At 52.0% G+C, this 16,985-nt stretch carries 17 protein-coding genes; 5 read left to right on the forward strand and 12 right to left on the reverse strand.

Annotation, left to right across the window (positions count from 1 at the left end):
- Positions 1-86: 86 nt before the first annotated feature.
- The 5 genes from BM231_RS14380 to BM231_RS14400 all read right to left on the reverse strand — a co-directional run bounded on the left by BM231_RS14380 (position 87) and on the right by BM231_RS14400 (position 6,249).
- The gene (locus BM231_RS14380) at positions 87-1,610 is read right to left on the reverse strand and encodes a Ppx/GppA phosphatase family protein (RefSeq protein ID WP_093520426.1); all 1,524 of its coding nucleotides are present in this window, start codon (positions 1,608-1,610) and stop codon (positions 87-89) included.
- A complete protein-coding gene (locus tag BM231_RS14385) occupies positions 1,588-3,801 on the reverse strand; it encodes an RNA degradosome polyphosphate kinase (protein ID WP_208860407.1) in 2,214 nt (737 codons plus the stop codon). Before BM231_RS14385 ends, BM231_RS14380 begins: the two co-directional genes overlap by 23 nt.
- Positions 3,802-4,108: 307 nt before the next feature.
- Positions 4,109-4,789, reverse strand: a complete 681-nt coding sequence (locus BM231_RS14390; RefSeq protein WP_063310881.1) for a P-loop NTPase family protein — start codon at positions 4,787-4,789, stop codon at positions 4,109-4,111.
- Positions 4,786-5,877: an AI-2E family transporter gene (locus BM231_RS14395; protein WP_063310880.1), complete on the reverse strand. Its 1,092-nt coding sequence runs from the start codon at positions 5,875-5,877 to the stop codon at positions 4,786-4,788. The genes BM231_RS14390 and BM231_RS14395 overlap by 4 nt, the downstream gene beginning before the upstream one ends.
- Positions 5,878-5,961: 84 nt before the next feature.
- Positions 5,962-6,249 carry a hypothetical protein gene (locus tag BM231_RS14400; protein ID WP_093520430.1) on the reverse strand — a complete coding sequence of 96 codons (288 nt, stop codon included), beginning with the start codon at positions 6,247-6,249 and terminating at the stop codon, positions 5,962-5,964.
- A gap of 34 nt (positions 6,250-6,283) precedes the next feature.
- Here BM231_RS14400 and purM point away from each other — a divergent pair, with 34 nt between their 5' ends.
- Positions 6,284-7,369: a phosphoribosylformylglycinamidine cyclo-ligase gene (purM, locus tag BM231_RS14405; RefSeq protein WP_093520432.1), complete on the forward strand. Its 1,086-nt coding sequence runs from the start codon at positions 6,284-6,286 to the stop codon at positions 7,367-7,369.
- Positions 7,366-8,019, forward strand: coding sequence for a phosphoribosylglycinamide formyltransferase (gene purN, locus BM231_RS14410; RefSeq protein ID WP_093520434.1), 654 nt, complete (start codon positions 7,366-7,368; stop codon positions 8,017-8,019). Before purM ends, purN begins: the two co-directional genes overlap by 4 nt.
- A gap of 158 nt (positions 8,020-8,177) precedes the next feature.
- Here purN and BM231_RS14415 read toward each other — a convergent pair whose 3' ends face one another.
- Positions 8,178-9,431, reverse strand: a complete 1,254-nt coding sequence (locus BM231_RS14415; protein ID WP_093520729.1) for a hypothetical protein — start codon at positions 9,429-9,431, stop codon at positions 8,178-8,180.
- Positions 9,432-9,658: 227 nt separating this feature from the next.
- Positions 9,659-11,752 carry a molybdopterin-containing oxidoreductase family protein gene (locus BM231_RS14420; RefSeq protein ID WP_093520436.1) on the reverse strand — a complete coding sequence of 698 codons (2,094 nt, stop codon included), beginning with the start codon at positions 11,750-11,752 and terminating at the stop codon, positions 9,659-9,661.
- Positions 11,753-11,975: 223 nt separating this feature from the next.
- Here BM231_RS14420 and BM231_RS14425 point away from each other — a divergent pair, with 223 nt between their 5' ends.
- Complete coding sequence (locus BM231_RS14425; protein WP_093520438.1) at positions 11,976-12,593, forward strand: HAD family hydrolase; 618 nt, start codon at positions 11,976-11,978, stop codon at positions 12,591-12,593.
- 18 nt (positions 12,594-12,611) lie between these two features.
- Here the strand turns inward: BM231_RS14425 and BM231_RS14430 are convergent, their stop codons facing one another.
- Positions 12,612-13,175 (reverse strand): TetR/AcrR family transcriptional regulator, encoded by a 564-nt coding sequence (locus tag BM231_RS14430; protein ID WP_093520439.1) that lies wholly within the window; start codon positions 13,173-13,175, stop codon positions 12,612-12,614.
- 79 nt (positions 13,176-13,254) lie between these two features.
- Between BM231_RS14430 and BM231_RS14435 the strand changes: the two genes are divergently transcribed.
- On the forward strand, positions 13,255-13,653 hold the full coding sequence (locus BM231_RS14435) for a nuclear transport factor 2 family protein (RefSeq protein WP_093520441.1): 399 nt from the start codon (positions 13,255-13,257) through the stop codon (positions 13,651-13,653).
- Here BM231_RS14435 and BM231_RS14440 read toward each other — a convergent pair.
- Positions 13,650-14,192: a TetR/AcrR family transcriptional regulator gene (locus BM231_RS14440; protein WP_208860375.1), complete on the reverse strand. Its 543-nt coding sequence runs from the start codon at positions 14,190-14,192 to the stop codon at positions 13,650-13,652. The genes BM231_RS14435 and BM231_RS14440 overlap by 4 nt on opposite strands.
- Before the next feature lie 228 nt (positions 14,193-14,420).
- The gene (locus BM231_RS14445; protein ID WP_244527179.1) at positions 14,421-14,966 is read right to left on the reverse strand and encodes a TetR/AcrR family transcriptional regulator; all 546 of its coding nucleotides are present in this window, start codon (positions 14,964-14,966) and stop codon (positions 14,421-14,423) included.
- On the opposite strand from BM231_RS14445, the gene BM231_RS27355 reads away from it, so the two are divergent.
- Entirely contained in the window at positions 14,913-15,185 is a 273-nt protein-coding gene (locus BM231_RS27355; RefSeq protein WP_244527181.1) for a hypothetical protein, read from the forward strand. The two genes, BM231_RS14445 and BM231_RS27355, sit on opposite strands and share 54 nt — an antisense overlap.
- A 118-nt stretch (positions 15,186-15,303) precedes the next feature.
- Here the strand turns inward: BM231_RS27355 and BM231_RS14450 are convergent, their stop codons facing one another.
- Positions 15,304-15,897, reverse strand: coding sequence for a TetR/AcrR family transcriptional regulator (locus tag BM231_RS14450; protein WP_244527175.1), 594 nt, complete (start codon positions 15,895-15,897; stop codon positions 15,304-15,306).
- Positions 15,898-16,131: 234 nt separating this feature from the next.
- Positions 16,132-16,746: a TetR/AcrR family transcriptional regulator gene (locus BM231_RS14455; protein ID WP_093520447.1), complete on the reverse strand. Its 615-nt coding sequence runs from the start codon at positions 16,744-16,746 to the stop codon at positions 16,132-16,134.
- Positions 16,747-16,985: the final 239 nt, after the last annotated feature.

The raw sequence follows: 16,985 nt of genomic DNA on the forward strand, positions 1-16,985 counted from the left end.
ATCCGCTAGTTATTGTAACTCACTGATAAATAAGAAAAGCCCCGGCAAGATTTGTCGGGGCTTTCTTGCATCTATCTCGAGTTTGTCTAGAGCACTCTGACTTCAGCTTCCAGATCCATGACACGCCCAAGCTGGTTCAGACGTTTGGTTAAACGATCCCCTTGCATATCTGCAAGTTCGGCTGGAAGAGCCAGCACAAGTTTATCATTCACGAGCGACAACTTGCTCTTGAGCAATACGCCATTCATGGAAGCGCTGATCAACGCTGCAACACGTAGCGTCGCACCAAGCATACGCGCTAGTTTCATAAGTCGCGGATTGCTCAGGCTGCGAATGGCAGGCGACAGCGCATCATCCATCAGGCCTTCGTAACGATAGAATACAGTCAGTGCCAGATAGGCCCTGCCGGCGTGATCAATGCCCACAAAACCGCCGTTAGAAATAATATTCAGCGATTGCTGACCACGATAGTCCGGGTGAGCACGCCAGCCAATATCCGTTAGCTGACAAGCTGCTATGCGCAAGCGGCGTTCGCCTTCGCTCTCATCCACACCAGCAACTCGCATAGCCTGCTCGCTCCACTCAACCACTTCAGCGGAGTAAGATGGATCGCGAGCGCGCAGTACGCCCAATTCATGGGCTGCAGTGATTAATGGATCTTGCTTTTTGCCATCTTCATCAAGCTGGTCATACAAGTACCCTTCCCGCACGCCGAGCGCAGAAAAGACGACTTGATCTGCCTGACAATGCAACAAGGTCTGCCGCATCACCGTTGCACCGTATGGCAGCAAACTACGTCGCGCTTTTGAGATCACCTGAATGCTTGGCTCGTTGCTCAGGTCATCCCGCATGAGCTGCTCGCAAAAATCAATCATGACTTCAGCAGGCACGGTATAATCATGCATCACGTGCAGCGGGTAGCCTTGTTGATACAGATGCAAGCGCCCCAGTGAGCGCCATGTTCCGCCGATCGCATAGAAATTGCGGTCTTTAGCCTTGCCAAGCCAGTCTGCTTTTTCCAGCTCTGCACGCGCTATCTCATTGGCCAGTGCCAGATCTTTTTCTGAGGATTCCTGCAAGCGAATTCCGCCAAGCGGGAATGTGCGTCCGTCACCGATGCCGTGCGCACTTATGTCGACCAATTCCAATGATCCGCCGCCCAAATCCCCGACAAGGCCATCTGCCCGCCAGAAACCAGAGAAAACGCCCATTGCTGAATAAAATGCCTCATCACGGCCAGACAGGATCTGAACGTTGGCACGGCAAATATTCTCTACTTTGGCAATGAACTCAGCGCCGTTTTCAGCTTCACGAGCTGCTGCTGTTGCCAGAATGTGCAGTTTGATGACACCGACATGATCGCATACACGGCGAAACCGCACCAAGGCACGCAGTGCGGTGGCAACATTTTCTTCGCCCAGACGACCAGTTGCGCCTACGCCGCGCCCTAGTCCTGCCAGGATCTTTTCATTGAACAACGCTGTCGGGTTACGCGCCAGTCTTTCATAAATTACAAGACGGACAGAGTTGGAACCAATATCAATGATTGCTATTGGTCCCGGGTCTGTAAATCGTCCTCGAGGCTCATCACTCGTCGAGATATCTGTCACTATTTGGCCGTTCTACAAAAAGTTTCGGGCTATCACCCTGTAGCGAGCTACCACGACCAGACAGAGATGGGTTCGTCATAAAGAATTTGTGTGCGTTGAACGGATCTTCATCTGGTTCAGCAACAATACGTTCATGACTACCGTCTGGAAGCAGACGCCAGCTTTGTTGATTATCTTCTAGATTTGCAACCATGATCTGATCAAGAATCTGCTTGTGTACTGTTGGCGTCTTAACAGGAACAAGGGTCTCGACCCGACGATCCAGATTGCGCGGCATCATATCCGCAGATGAGATATAGACATGGGCTTCATCGGAGGGCAACCCGTGACCATTGCCAAAGCAGAAGATACGGCTGTGCTCAAGAAATCTTCCCACAATTGATTTAGCACGGATGTTGTCAGAGAGCCCCGGAACGCCTGCACGCAAGCAGCAGATACCACGCACGACCAGATCAATTTGTACCCCTGCCTGACTGGCGCGGTACAACGCATCAATGACACCTGGATCGACAAGGGAGTTCATCTTCATCCAAATCTGACCCGGACGGCCCGCTTTGGTATGAGCGATTTCTTCTTCGGTGTGCTGAATAATGCGGGCACGCAGGCTCATTGGAGAGACGGCGAGACGCTCCAGTTCACCTGGCTCAGCATAACCAGTTATGTAATTGAACACCTTGGCTGCATCGCGGGCCATGGCTGGCTCAGCCGTGAAGTAAGATAGGTCGGTGTAAATGCGCGCGGTGATTGGATGGTAGTTGCCTGTGCCGAAGTGGCAGTAGGTTTTCAAACCGCCCTGCTCGCGGCGCACGACCATGGAGACTTTTGCGTGGGTTTTCAGCTCCAGGAAGCCGAAGACCACCTGAACGCCAGCGCGTTCCAGATCTCGGGCCCAACGGATGTTGGCTTCTTCGTCAAAGCGGGCTTTGAGCTCAACGAGCGCGGTGACAGATTTGCCAGCTTCGGCAGCTTCTGCAAGGGCTTTGACGATCGGCGAATTGTTGGATGTGCGGTACAGCGTTTGCTTGATTGCGACGACATCCGGGTCCTGAGCGGCTTGGCGGAGGAATTGGACGACGACATCGAAGCTCTCGTAGGGATGGTGAATCAGGATGTCTTTTTGTTGGATAGCCGCAAAACAATCCCCGCCGTGTTCGCGGATGCGTTCCGGGTAACGCGGGGTGTATGGCGGGAACTTGAGGTCGTCGCGTTTGACGTTCACAGCCTGAGACAGGTCATTCAGCGCCAAAAGGCCGTTAGCAAGGAAGGTTTCCTCTTCGGTGACTTCAAGCTCATTTGCAACGAAGGCTCTCAGGCTCTGAGGTGTGCTTTCCTCGATTTCCATGCGGATCACAGATCCGCGGCGGCGGCGTTTCAGGGCGGTTTCAAAAACCCGCACCAGATCTTCCGCTTCTTCCTCGATTTCCAGATCGGAGTCGCGCAGTACGCGGAACGCGCCTTTGCCGCAGACTTCATAACCCGGGAAGAGGTTGCCGATGAACAACGAGATGATGGTTTCAATCGGAATGAAACGTGTTGCTTTTGGCCCGGCATCACGCGGTGTTGGCAGAACAACAAAACGACCAATCTGGCTTGGCATGCGCAGCAGCGCAGTCATGCCAGCGCCTCCATCCACCGGGCGCAGGTCCAGGATCAGCGAAAAGCCCAAATTCGGGATAAACGGGAAAGGATGAGCCGGATCAATGGCCAGAGGTGTCAGAACCGGGAAAATATGCTGAAGGAAATAGTCTTCCAGCCAATCCGTTTCAGCCTGGCTCATGTTCTGTGCTTCAACGATGAAGATGCCTTCATCTGCCAGCTCAGAGCGCAGTTGGCGGAAGCGAGCTTGCTGCTCACTTTGAAGCTTGCTTACCTCAACAGAGATTTGCTCCAACTGTTCCGTCGAGGTCAATCCATCATCGGAAATGGTTGTCACATCCGCCCGCTGCTGACCGCGCAGGCCGGCAACACGCACCATGAAGAACTCATCAAGGTTGTTAGCAGAGATGGACAGGAACCGGAGACGCTCCAAAAGCGGATGGCTCGGGTTCATGGATTCTTCCAGAACGCGGCGGTTGAACTGCAACCACGAGAGTTCACGGTTTACAAAGCGCTCCGGTTTTTGCATCAGAGCCAGCCCTGCACTCACCTCGAAATCTGCGGTGTCAGTGGTCTCATCTTCCAAAGCGTTCATTTCCGTAAACTCATTCATTCCATGTACCTCCGCAGCCCGTGGACCGGGTCACCTGTATGGGCGCACCTCGCCCTCAGATTATCTGGCGATTGCGCTAACCGTTGTATGATTCTGGTCATTTAGACCACACATTTTTGACGGGATAATAAAGCTTAGAGCATGTTGCGTTCCTGCAGCAAGCTCTCAGCGTTATTAACAGGCGTATCTACACCCAAAAGCAGATAACCACTTTCCGCAGATACGCTTTTTCTAGTGGCGTATCTTGAGTCGAAAACCGGCAACCACTTTTCGGAGATACGCCTGGTACCTACTCGCCCATGCTCTCCAGAATTTTGGAGGCCATGACACGAGAAATCTTACGCCCCTTCGCCAATGCGTGTCTGTCCAGCATGTCTACAACGTTGCGCGCTGCATCCAGTGACCGTTCAATTCTTATCACGAGGTAATCTATCACACTGGAGTCAACAGTTACCTGACGATCTGAAAAATGTTTGGTCATGACCATTGCGAGCAACATGTCATCGGGTTCATCCACCTGCACCGGGGTCGCTGCCCGAAAACGGGACGCCAGATCTTTGGTTTTCAGGTCAAATGTGCTTGGCCACTCGCGGGTAGTCATCAACATGTTGCCGCCCGTCAGACGCACTGCGTTGAACAGATGGAACAAAGATGCCTCATCAAAACCTGCATGCAGATCTTCAACCGCGACTGGGCCGGCTTCCGCCAACGCTGTCAGGTCGAGATATTCCAGTTCATCTCCGCCCACGATCTGTGCACCGCTGAGCTCTTGCCACGCGTTGACCAGATGCGTTTTACCCGAACCAATCGGCCCTTGAAGGGTCACGATCGGAGATGGCCATTCCGGCCAGTTGGTGATTAGATTGAATGCAGCCTGATTTGACGTTGAAACCAGATAATCATCAACCCCCAAAGCCTCCTCATGGGGCAAGACCAAAGGCAATTGTTGTGGCCCTGTCGATCCTGTCATTCCAGTCCTTCCGTCTTATTGGTATTTTTGTAGTGACCTGCATATAGCGAACTTGCAAGATATTGCCTGAGAGCAAATCTTGCTAGTACCCCAACCACTGCTGCAGCTGGAATTGCTATCAACATCCCCACAAATCCCATTAAAGAACCAAAAGCGAACAGTGCAAACATGAGCCAGACAGGGTGAAGACCGACACTTCCACCTAAAAGTTTGGGCTGAAGGACATTTCCTTCCAGAAACTGACCCACAACAAATACGCCCAGCACTGCTCCGATCATAAAATAATCAGGCCAGAACTGGACCAAAGCAACACCAATTGACAGACCAAAACCGACAATTGCACCGACATAAGGAATGAAGCTGATCAGACCAGCTGTGAGACCGATCAGGAGACCAAATTTGAGACCAACAAGTAACAGTGCGACAGCGTAGAACGTGCCCAGTATCAGGCACATCATCACCTGACCGCGGACAAATCCGGCCACCACTGAATCCATGTCACTTGCAAGTGTGCGGATGGTTTGCTGGTAGTCTCTTGGTAGCCAGCTGTCGATGCGTTCAATCATATTGTCCCAGTCGAGCAGGAGATAGAACGCGACAACCGGTGTGACAACAGCAAGACCGATGATGGAAATGAGCGCTTGCCCGCCGCTCCAGATGGACGACAGCAGTCCGCCAACGAAGTTTGCAGCCTGGCCGACGAAGGCGCCCCAGTCGATTTTATTGGTTTGCCCTGACAGATTGGCAAGTCTGTCCATTTGCGGCCCAAGGCTTTCCCGCAGTAGAGCTTCCAGATTTCCGGCCAGTTCTGGCAGATACTCCAGGAATGCGATCAGCTGTTTGCCAAGAATTGGCAGGAGGATCAGCAGCGCTGCGGTAAACACAATCAGGAATATCAGCAGGATCGTGACAGTTGCCCAGATACGACCAAACCCATGATTTTCTAAATAATCCGCGATTGGATCGAGAAGGTAGGCCAAGGCCATGCCTGCGACAAACGGCAGAAGGATGCTTTGAAACACCGACAAGAACAAGATGAAGGCCGTAAAAGCCAGCAACCAGAAGAATAACCGTTTGTTTGTACTCATAAACTATCTCCAGATGGAGGCATGGAGCCCATCAACTTGCCGGTTATCCGGTAGCGCGGTCGCTCGCAGAGGCATCTTTGAAATTTAAGTTGGTTGTAGTTTCCATAGGTTGATTACGTCAAGTCGCAGCATCAGGTTTGCCAGAGTAGCTACTCCACCTTTTCGCCCGCTTAATTTCGGAGAAGCTTTGAGAGAAGTGAAAAACTTTCCCTCAAATGAAGAGTTTTTCAAAGCCGCATTAATTTGCAAAAGCTTAGCTGGTTCTGCACAGATCTGCGTTTTTCTGAGATACCAGCGTGGTTTCCTTCCCCTTTCGGCCTTGCAATTCCCTGCAGTTTTGTTTTTATGCCGCCAAATTACATAGGCGGTCATGCCGCTACACTCTTGACGATGCGGAGCAGTATCTATGAGCCAGGACCAGAACGGTAAAAACGGCCTTACCTACTCACAAGCGGGGGTCGATATCGACGCCGGGAACGCACTGGTCAAGCGGATCAGCCCATTGGTTAAAGCAACGCGTCGCCCGGGTGCTGACAGTGACATTGGCGGTTTCGGCGGTCTTTTCGATCTAAAAGGCGCCGGGTTTAAAGACCCAGTTCTTGTGGCGGCCAATGATGGCGTGGGCACCAAGCTGAAGATTGCAATCGACACCAACGTGCATAGCGGTGTGGGGATAGATCTGGTGGCCATGTGTGTGAACGACCTTGTTGTGCAAGGTGCTGAGCCGCTGTTCTTCCTTGATTATTTTGCCACTGGCGCGCTGGATGTGGACATGGCGACCGACGTTGTTGCGGGGATTGCAGAGGGCTGCAAGATCTCCGGTGCAGCGCTGATCGGTGGTGAAACGGCGGAAATGCCGGGCATGTATGCGGCTGGCGATTATGATCTGGCTGGTTTTTCTGTTGGCGCGGCTGAGCGCGGAACGCTGCTGCCGTCCAAGGATATTGGCGAAGGTGATGTCCTGCTTGGACTGGCTTCTTCCGGTGTTCACTCCAACGGCTTTTCTCTGGTTCGCAAGATCGTTGAAGTCTCCGGGCTGACATGGGCTGACAAAGCGCCGTTTGATGCTGACAAGACGCTTGGCGAAGCGCTGATGGAGCCGACTCGCATTTATGTAAAGCCACTGCTGGCCGCGATTAAAGAAACCAATGGCATCAAGGCCTTGGCACACATCACTGGTGGTGGTCTTCCTGAGAACCTGCCACGCGTTCTTCCAGATGGGCTTGCTGCGCGGATTGATCTTTCTACAATCTCCTCTCCTGCTGTTTTTGGCTGGTTGGCTGAAACGGGCGGCATTGAGCAGTTTGAGATGCTGCGCACCTTTAACTGTGGTGTTGGCATGGTGGTAGCAGTTGCTGCTGACAAAGCGGATGCTGTTCGCGAAGTGCTTGAGCGTGAAGGCGAAACTGTTGTGACGCTTGGCAAATTGGAAGCTGCTCAGGATGGCGGCGAGCAGGTTGTGTTTGATGGCTCGCTAGGTTTTGCCAAATGAGCACGCAGCCTAAAAAACGCGTTGGTGTTTTGATTTCAGGGCGGGGCTCCAACATGCTGTCTCTTATTGAGGCAGCAAAAGCCCCTGATTATCCAGCGGAAATCGTTGTGGTTGGATCTAATCGGCCAGACGCAAAAGGGTTGGAACGTGCCACTGATGAAGGCTTTGCGACCTTTGCGCTGGACCACAAGCTTTATGGCAAGGACCGTGAAGCTTTTGAGCGTGACCTGCATGCCAAGCTGTTAGAGAACAATGTTGAACTGCTTGTTTTAGCTGGCTTTTTACGCTTGCTAACACCGTGGTTTGTGAGCCAGTGGCAAGGCCGGATGATCAACATCCACCCTGCTCTGCTGCCGAGCTTCCCTGGACTGCATACTCATGAGCGGGCGTTGAAGGAAGGCGTTCGCATTCATGGTGCGACCGTGCACTTTGTTACGGCGGAAATGGATGTGGGTCCGATCATTGCGCAAGGTGCTGTCCCTGTTCTGGACGGGGATAACCCGGATGGCCTTGCTGCGCGTGTGCTGGCGGTTGAGCATGAGATCTATCCGAAGGCGCTGGAAGCGGTGGCCAGTGGCAAAGCTGTTATTGATGGCTTTCGCGTGAAGATTGAAGGCACTAAGCAGGATAATAAAAGCCTTATTTGTTAATGAGATAAGGATCTTTTTAAAGAGACACACAAAAGGCCGCAGACGCATCTGTCTCCGGCCTTTTTTTCGTTTGCGTTGCTATGTGCGTTCGTTTGCGCGATTTGCGTTTTTTCTGCGTTCAAAGCGGAGTTGGTACCAAGCTACCGCAGTCAAAAACGTCAGATCAGAACTTCACCTTCCTGCAGAACCAAATCTTCGAGTTTCACCATCTTGGACTGGTCCTTTACGCTGCGCTCAGTCTGAACGTCTGGCTGCTCGATAGCATCTTCGTCAGGTGCTGTTTCCAGATCAGCATAGTTGACATTGGACTCTGCTGGCGGCGTTACCTGCTGAGATGTCTGAGGTGCTGGCCTGTTGAACTGAGCGAAATATGATTCGAAGGTTTTGAACTCTCCTGTCGTCTGCAACTGAGCCATGTAGCCGTCGATGTAGATGTCCTTCCCTTCCATGAATTTATTTAGCTCATCCAGGCTTTGGAAGTTAGTTCCGAAGTTGCGGTTCGTGATTTCCAGAGTACGCCGTGCGGAGTAGCTTTCCGTGTTCTCACCCAAGCTTTTCGCTTCCACGTTCTGTAAGACGGTGCCGGTGTGCACTTCATCATATGTTGGGGCCGCAGTCGCCTTTGGCTCCAGATGATCGTAGACCCGCGGAGTATCGTAGTGATGCGGTTGCGGGCGCGGGGTATCATACAAAGGCTGCGCCGGTATACGCGGGGTATCGTATAGAGGTTGCGCCGGCACACGTGGACTGTCGTAAGGCGGCGTTTGCTGTACGCCAGAGCCTGAGACCTCAGCGGTTCGGGTGCTGCTTGCGTAGCCCAAAATGCGCCCCTGAGCGCTGGAGACAGCAGCATCCAAAGCTTTCAGGCTGCGGATATCAACCTTGGCTACATCTGCGAGTTTGCGATGAGATCCATCATGCTCATTATACTCGATCCCTTCAAACACGCTGGCCTTAATACCGCCCATCATTGCTTGAAGGTCAACGACAGGTTCAGCCTTGGTGGACGCCTGCTTTATTGTCTGAGCGATCGTCTGCTCTGCCAGCTCCATGAAAGGCACCCAGTTGTCTTTCGCCTGTTCCGGAGAGCTTTGGGTTCGTCCTAAGAAATGACCGATACTTCTCGACGCTTCTGATAGAGACTGCTTAACGTTGGCAAATTGACCGTGTGACAGAGCGCTTGCAGCAGATTTGAGATTATCTCCAAGCCCACGTCTGTGCTGTGGCAGATCAACCTGGACAGAATAGATCCGCTCCCCAGTCTTTGGATCCCCTTCCCGACGGCCAAAAGAAACGATCAGATCATCCGTATCTACATTTAGCTGGGTCGCATGCTCAACACGGGCGCGATTTACAAGACTTTCGACAGCACCGTGAAAGTTACTTGAACCACTAATACTTAATCCACTCATCATAACACCCTTCACTACGTCAGACTAACGCTGAGTCATAAAACTCAATCAGAACCCTTTAAGTAAAAATACCTTAGGTCACCTGATGAAGTTCGGAGTGTCGCTTAATACTATGAGGGCCCTTTTTCGTTCACATATGCGTTCAATTTTTGTGAACTGAGGAAAACATCACTCTCGCATATTGAAAGAGCGGGATCACCGCTCCCAATATGTCAATGATGCCTGCTTTATGCTTTGCGTACCGCGATGTGGATGTCGTGGAAGGCGGCGCCGCCGAAGGGGGCGGTTTGGTCGGCGCTGGTGAGGGTGTTGATGCCGTTGCCACCTTCGTGTGCTGCATTGGGCCAGATGCCTTCTGCGATGAGTGTGCCCTTTTGAGGACGATCCCCCACGGAGGCGTGCAGGATGACTTCTCCGCGGTGATTGGAGAGGATGATCTTGTCGCCCTCCTCCACGCCCAGCGCAGCAGCGTCGTCAGCGTGCAGTATGGCTGTTGGACGGCCTTCCTTCTTCACGGAGCTTGGTGTCTCGTTGAACGTGGAGTTCAGGAACGAGCGAGACGGTGATGTGGCAAGACGGAACGGATAGTCCCTGGTCGGCAGCTCATTGATGTCCCAGTGATCCGGCAGGGCTGGCATTTGTTGCCATGGGCCCATTGGGCCGTTGTTTGGTGCGGGCACTTTTGCCCAATCCGGTTTAAAGCGGAACTTGCCGTCTTCGTAGCCGAAACCATTGATGTAGTGAGCTTCCTCAAAGTCTGGCTGGCAATCAAGCCAGCGCTTTTCTTCCAGCTCGCTCAAGCCACCCGGATATTTGGAGTTTTTGAGCATCCAGTCGATGTGCTCGCGGGAGGTCATCTTGTGAGCTTCATGATCTTCGCCGCCAAGGCGCTCAATGAGTTCGTTCAGCACATAAAGGTTTGGTTTGGCTTCGCCTGGGGCATCAACAAGTTTCGGACCGAACAGCAGGTTCTGGTGTCCGCCGCCTTTGTAGATGTCGTCATGTTCCAGAAACTGAGTTGCTGGCAGGACGATATCGGCCATGAGCGCGGTTTCAGTCATGAACTGCTCGTGGACCACGGTGAACAGGTCTTCGCGGGCAAAGCCTTCTTTCACGAAGGTCTGCTCAGGAGCCACTGATACCGGATTGGTGTTCTGAATCAGCATGGCGGTGACTGGAGGGCCATCCATGAGCGCTGCGCTGTCGCCGGTGAGCACGCGGCCTACTTGAGACATGTCGAGTTTGCGGATGGAGCTGTCGTGGAGCGAGTGGGCTTCGACCATAGCCATGTTGAGACCGTAGATGGCGCCGTTGTTGTGGAACGCGCCGCCGCCCTCGTATTGGTAGTGACCACCGACAACCGCAATGCAGCTGGCAGCGTGCATGGAGACCACGCCGTTGCGCTGGCGGGTAAAGCCGTAACCAAGACGGAAATAAGTTTTCTTGGTTTCGCCAATCAGCTTTGCGAGTTCTTCGATTTGCTCTACGGAAAGACCTGTGATCTCACTGGCCCATTGTGGGCTGCGGGTCTTCAGGTGCTCTTCCAACTCGGCAGGTGCGTCGGCGTATTTTTCCATGTAGGCGCGGTCAGCATAGCCATCGCGGAACAGGACGTGCATGACAGCACAGGCAAGCGCGGCATCGGAGCCCGGTTTCAGGACAAGACCGATGTCTGCCTGTTTCATGGTCTCGGTCTTATAGACGTCGATGACAACGATCTTGGCTTTACGGGTCTTGCGAGCTTTAATGGCGTGGGTCATGACGTTGACCTGTGTCGCCACCGGGTTTGTTCCCCAGATCACCACAGCGTCGGCAAGAGCCATTTCGCGCGGGTCCGGCCCAGCGAGCTTGCCGGTGCCTGCGATATAGCCCGTCCAGGCCATGTTGGTGCAGAAGGTCTGGTACATGCCGGAGTAGCTTTTGGCGTTGCGCAGGCGGTTGATGCTGTCACGCTGAACAAGGCCCATGGTGCCCGCGAAGAAATATGGCCACACGGTTTGCGGGCCGTGCTTCTTTTCAGCCTCCAAGAATTTCTCAGAGACTTCCTGTAGTGCCTCTTCCCAGCTGATCTCTTCGAACTGACCGGAGCCTTTGGGGCCTGTGCGGCGCAGAGGCTTGGTCAGGCGGTCCGGGTGATGGAGGCGCTCGGAATAGCGGGCGACTTTGGCGCAGATGACGCCAGCGGTGTAATCGTTGTCACGCGTACCATGAATACGGCCTACACGCCCATCTGCATGTACTTCGACCTCGATTGCACAGGTGGATGGGCAATCGTGAGGACATGCGGAGGCAAACCTTTGTGGTTTTTCGGGCTTAGACATGCGTGGCGTACTCAATAAAACTGGTGTTCTAGACTTGTTCTCGTTGCACAGACAGATCGCGGGTAACGCTCAAATTGTCAAGAAAGCGCGGGCAAAAAATTCTTGAATTGACGATTTCGTGAGGCTCCGCATGCTCTTTGCCGCGCCCCTCTGTTTCCTAATGCTTGCAAGAGGTGCTGTTTCTGGTCTTTCATGGGGTATGGTTTGAAGTTTGAGGCAGTCCATGTTGCAGGATATCGACGTTATTGCATGGGATTTTGACGGGGTTCTCAATCGTAACATTGTCAATGACCGTTTCATCTGGGTGCAGCAGTTTGAAGAAGATCTCGGCATCTCATGGCACACCTTTGCTCAGGAGATGTTTACGGATGACTTTAAAGAGGTTCTGGTTGGGCACGTAGACTTAAGAGACCTCCTCTCCCGTTGGGCAGATAAGACAGACTATACCGGCGATCTTGATCATTTCCTGCTGTACTGGTTTGAAAAGGACGCCCACCCGGACTTTGATCTACTGGCTTTAATGCGAAGGCTTTCCAACACCCATGTGCGGCAAGTGATTGCGACCAACAACGGGGCACGGCGGACACGCTATATTGAAGAACAGATGGGTTACAAGGACCGCGTGGAGACGGTGTTTGCCTCCGGGCGTATGGGCGTGGCCAAGCCCAGCGCTGAGTTTTTCCTGCATGTCACCAATGCCCTTAAGGTTCCCGCCAACAGGATGCTTTTGATTGATGACCGGGAAGACAACATCATGTCCGCGTTGGACATGGGGTGGCGGGCGCTGCATTTTACTCCCAACACCCGCGAGCAGATCATCAAGGTACTGGGATCATTTTAAGGCTTGCTGGCAGGCCTCTTACTTCTTAACCGCTTCCCATGCCATTTTCACCAGAAAGGCTCTGTCTTTATCTGAGACAACCCGCTCTGTGCTCAAAAGCGTGTAGGCCGGCCCCACGATAAGCGCAGAGGCCACTGACCACGGTATGGGTTTGACAGCTCCCAGCACTTGCCACGTGGCGTAGAGTGCCTCCCCCTGCAAATGAACGTTCTCCATCTGTTGTTTGATCGTTCCGAACTCTTCTTCCGTCTGGGCTTTGACCTTCAGTTCTTCGAAGAGGCGAAACAGGTCAGGATTGGCACTGCCCCAGCGTAACAAGCCATTGACGGAGGCCTTAATGGTATCTTCAGCGCTTGCGGTTTGAGGTGTGTTGCGTGTTTCTCTGGTCCACCCAGCGACAGCCTGATCCCACAGTGCGACGGCTATATCCGGTTTTCCCTTGAAGAAGTGATAGATGCTGCCAGTGGTCGCTCCGCTTTTATTGCGGATCTGCGCAATTGAGGTGCTTGTGTAGCCTTGTGCTAAGAACAGCTCCAGCGCCGCATCCAGTATGGATTGATATCTGTTGTTTTCATTGGCCACTAGAACACCATTCCAATTCCGACTAGAACAACGTTCTTATAGATGCTAGAACGTTGTTCTAATATATAGGGAGGCCGCTATGTCTGCAAACGAGAACCTCGCCAGTGCAAAGAGATTTTTAAAGACACTGGAAGAATTTGATATTGAAGCGCTGAAAAGCCTCTTTACCGAGGATGCAGAACAGAGTGAACTGCCGAACCAGCTCAAAGCACAGGGTGATCATCGAAAGATTGATCAACTGGCCGCTGACTTCGAGCGCTCCCGGCACATTCTCAGGAAACAAAGGTATCAGATCACCAACGAACTGGCTTCAGATGACCGGGTCATGCTTGAGTTCATCTGGGAGGGTGAGCTTGCGATTGCAATCGGAAAGCTATCACCTGGCGATATCATGCGCTCTCATAGTGTTGTGTGCATGGACTTTAAGGGTGGTTTGATACACCGCCAGCGCAACTATGATTGCTTTGAGGCGTTTTAGAAGTTGATGCCTTTTTTCAGGTGATTGGCGAGCACTTCCAGGCTCAGGTTTGCCATGCTGTAAAGGTCTTCGTGGGACATGCCATGCTGTACCATAATGGACAGGCCTTCAAAGACCGTTGCGTAAAACTTGGCCAGTGCTGTGGCCTCATCATCAGTGTTAAGCTCGCCTTTGCACTGAGTGAACTTGAAGATGAAGTGCTCCATGCCTTCGAGCTTCATCTTCCGCAGCTCCTCCGACAAGTCCGGGTCAAGCTCGACGATATCCATGAGGGTGTGGAAGCGCATGGCGGTTCCGGCATCATATTGCTCTCGGGAGAGTTCAATAAACTCGTAAAGCACAGCCTCAACTGCCGGATACAGCTCTGAGTGAAGTGCGAGAACGGACCTGAGCTGGCGATAGAACTTGGAGAAGTACCAACGCATTGCAGCAGCGCAGAACTGCTCCTTGGTGGCAAAATGCTTCTCGATAAAGTCTCTTGATGTTCCGCTTGCGACAGCGAGGTCTTCCAGTGTGGAATGCTGAAACCCTTGCAACATAAAAACCTTTACGCAGGAATCTAAGGCGGTTTCGAGTTCAGGTGATAACTCACCATCGCGTATGGGATCTAATGAGGACATGGTGCCACTATACGTTTTGAGTGGGGGGCAGCAATCTCGTTCTCCCGCTATGGGAAACGAGTACAAAAGAGGCTTCTCCCGTCTTGGTGGATTTCTTTCATCTTCTGTAAAGAGCTAAGGCAGTGAACGGAGGGAAGGCAGCGGAATTCACTTTGATTTCTTTTTGGAGCCCTTCTTTTTCTTGGGCTGTCCGTTCTTCATATGCAACTCCAGAACACCGAGACTCTCTATGGCAACCTTGTACATCAGGTCACACGGGGTTCCGTATTTGATCATTTCGTAAAGGCCTTCAATCACTGTCAGGAAATAGTGCGCCAATACCTCTATATCCGCATCATCCTTCAGCTCCAGCTGGCACTGTTTGAACTTGTCGAGAACCTGATGTTCCCAATCATCTTGCAGTTCCTTGAAGGATTCTTTGACGAAGTCATCCACGTTGGAGATGTCAATGAACGTGCGGACAAACAGTCCCTTGTTGGCGTGGACCTGATCGCAACTGATTTCGATGAAGGCAAACAGCACCGCTTCCATGGCCGAGTAAATGTCCTGGTGCATGGCCATTTCTGTGCGCATGTGGCGGCTGTACTTGATGTAGTACCAGCGCATGGCTGCAGCGGCGAGTTCCTGCTTGGAGGAGAAGTGTTCCTTCACGCAGTCACCCGAGCATCCGGCGGCTTTACCGATATCGTCCAGAGTGCAGGCTTCGTAGCCTTTGAGGAGGAAGACTTTGACGCATTGGTCGAAGAGTCTTTCTGCTTCTGGAGATACGTTTCCGGCTTCTATCTTATCGCACGGTTTCATGACCGCGAGTATATGATGTCAGTGCGTCTCCTCAACGCTGTTTTGGGCACATGGAAAACAACAGTGCAAAGACATAGGGCTTACTGCGCCTATAGTTTTCATGTTCTGTAAAGGAATTGTCAAACTGAGCGGTTTGCTCACTTTTGAGGGCTTGGCAAATGTTTCAAAATGCCAAATGTTCTTATTATGTTCTCACCGATATGCATTACGGATGCGTTTTGTATTTCTGTTAATTGATGCGGTAGGAATCCAAGACCTTCATACTCATATCAACCACGCGATAGAGCTGCTCTTTCTTGGCGCCGTCCTTACATTGACTGGCAAGCCCCTGCAGGGTTGCGGCATAAAAGCGGGCGAGCGTTTCGATATCAGTGCCAGCTTTGAGGCTTTCCTTGCAATCGGTGAGTTTGCGCGTAATTGCGGCGACCATGGTGTTGCGCAGATCGGTGATCTCTCTGGTCAGTATGCTGTCCTGGGTGGAGATTTCCAGCAAGCCTGAGGACAGCAAGCACCCATCTGACTCCGTTTTATCGCAGAGTACATCAACGCATTCGTAAAGAGCCACGCGAATGGCATCGCAGCAGTTGGAATGCATGGCAAAGCCAGAAAGCAACCTGCGGCCATAATTTTGCAGGTACCATCTTGTGGCAGCTGCATAGAGTTCTTCTTTATTGGAAAACGCCCCTTCTACAAACTCCTGAGGGACTCCCATTGCATCTACGACATCATCTAGGGAAGTGGACTCGTAGCCACGCTTCCAAAACATTTTGACAGAGGCTTCCAACATGGCCTCTATGTCCGGAGATATTGTTTCCACGTGCATTTCATCCTTTATAGGCATAAGTACATATTACGCGGCCCCAGATAAAGAACAACCGATTATTAACACTAGGAAAATTACGCTTAAGGCGAGCTGGATGAGATCAGAACAAATTGAGAAAATTGCTATGGGGAAGCCAGCATTTTTATCGTCTGCGCAGGGTTGATTTGACTAGAAAGGCGGGCTGACATTGAGGGGTGTCAGTCCGCCTTGTTTTGAATTTTTTGCTCACACGCCCTAGTGTATGACAGGCTGGTTTTCCAGTCTTTCAAGGCTGGCATCAGCGAGATTGTAAAGAGCTGTCCGGTCCACTCCATCACATGCCTGCTTAATCAGAATGGCCATGACTTCGGTATAAAACTCTGCGAGCTCATTTGGGTTGAAGCCGGAGGTGAAGCGCTGTTTGCAGTTCTCCAGCTTCTGGAAGATGCGTCCGTGCACCTGCTGCTTCAGATGCGCCATCTCCTTGGCAATGACGCCATCGGTGTCTGAGATTTCCATCAGCTCAACAGAGAGCAAGCTGCCATGAGGGCAATCATCTTCGCAAAACAGTTCAATGCATTCGTAAAGGGCAATGCGGATGGCTTCGACAGGATTGGAATGCATGGCAAAGCCAGAAAGGATCTGATGCTCGTATCTGGTCAAGTACCATTTGACCACATTGGAGAACAGATTGGCCGTGTCATGAAAGGTTTTGGATAAACGCTCTGTTGGCACGCCCGTCGCTGTGCTGATCTGTGCAAGCGACGTGGCTTCCACCCCGAAATTTGAGAACTCGTGGATAGAGGCTTCAAAGGTCTTTGTTAAACTGATCGGGGTCGGTCGGTTCGTCTTAACGGTCTCGATTTGCATCGAAAATCTCCCGTATCTTTATTGAACGAGTATTCAATCTTAGGCCCTTTTACGTATACAACAACGTACCCTCAGGCGAACGAAACTCATCCTTAACAAAGGGATGCCTGACCTCTCAGATTTAGGGAAAATTGGTGTAATCAAATGTTGTCATGTTATATTATTACGATATATTTTATCGATTCTGCATTCTGCTAAAGGTGTATGACCTAACGTCTGCTGTCATCGATTGTGGCGAG

It is taken from the genome of Pseudovibrio ascidiaceicola (assembly GCF_900114245.1).
GTDB lineage: Bacteria > Pseudomonadota > Alphaproteobacteria > Rhizobiales > Stappiaceae > Pseudovibrio > Pseudovibrio ascidiaceicola.

Coding starts and splice junctions, on each gene's coding strand:
- BM231_RS14385 (WP_208860407.1), bottom strand. CDS start 3,801: ATGAACGCTTTGGAAGATGAGACCACTGACACCGCAGATTTCGAGGTG.
- BM231_RS14390 (WP_063310881.1), bottom strand. CDS start 4,789: ATGACAGGATCGACAGGGCCACAACAATTGCCTTTGGTCTTGCCCCAT.
- BM231_RS14395 (WP_063310880.1), bottom strand. CDS start 5,877: ATGAGTACAAACAAACGGTTATTCTTCTGGTTGCTGGCTTTTACGGCC.
- BM231_RS14400 (WP_093520430.1), bottom strand. CDS start 6,249: ATGACCGCCTATGTAATTTGGCGGCATAAAAACAAAACTGCAGGGAAT.
- purM (WP_093520432.1), top strand. CDS start 6,284: ATGAGCCAGGACCAGAACGGTAAAAACGGCCTTACCTACTCACAAGCG.
- purN (WP_093520434.1), top strand. CDS start 7,366: ATGAGCACGCAGCCTAAAAAACGCGTTGGTGTTTTGATTTCAGGGCGG.
- BM231_RS14415 (WP_093520729.1), bottom strand. CDS start 9,431: ATGAGTGGATTAAGTATTAGTGGTTCAAGTAACTTTCACGGTGCTGTC.
- BM231_RS14420 (WP_093520436.1), bottom strand. CDS start 11,752: ATGTCTAAGCCCGAAAAACCACAAAGGTTTGCCTCCGCATGTCCTCAC.
- BM231_RS14425 (WP_093520438.1), top strand. CDS start 11,976: ATGTTGCAGGATATCGACGTTATTGCATGGGATTTTGACGGGGTTCTC.
- BM231_RS14435 (WP_093520441.1), top strand. CDS start 13,255: ATGTCTGCAAACGAGAACCTCGCCAGTGCAAAGAGATTTTTAAAGACA.
- BM231_RS14440 (WP_208860375.1), bottom strand. CDS start 14,192: ATGTTGCAAGGGTTTCAGCATTCCACACTGGAAGACCTCGCTGTCGCA.
- BM231_RS14450 (WP_244527175.1), bottom strand. CDS start 15,897: ATGCACGTGGAAACAATATCTCCGGACATAGAGGCCATGTTGGAAGCC.
- BM231_RS14455 (WP_093520447.1), bottom strand. CDS start 16,746: ATGCAAATCGAGACCGTTAAGACGAACCGACCGACCCCGATCAGTTTA.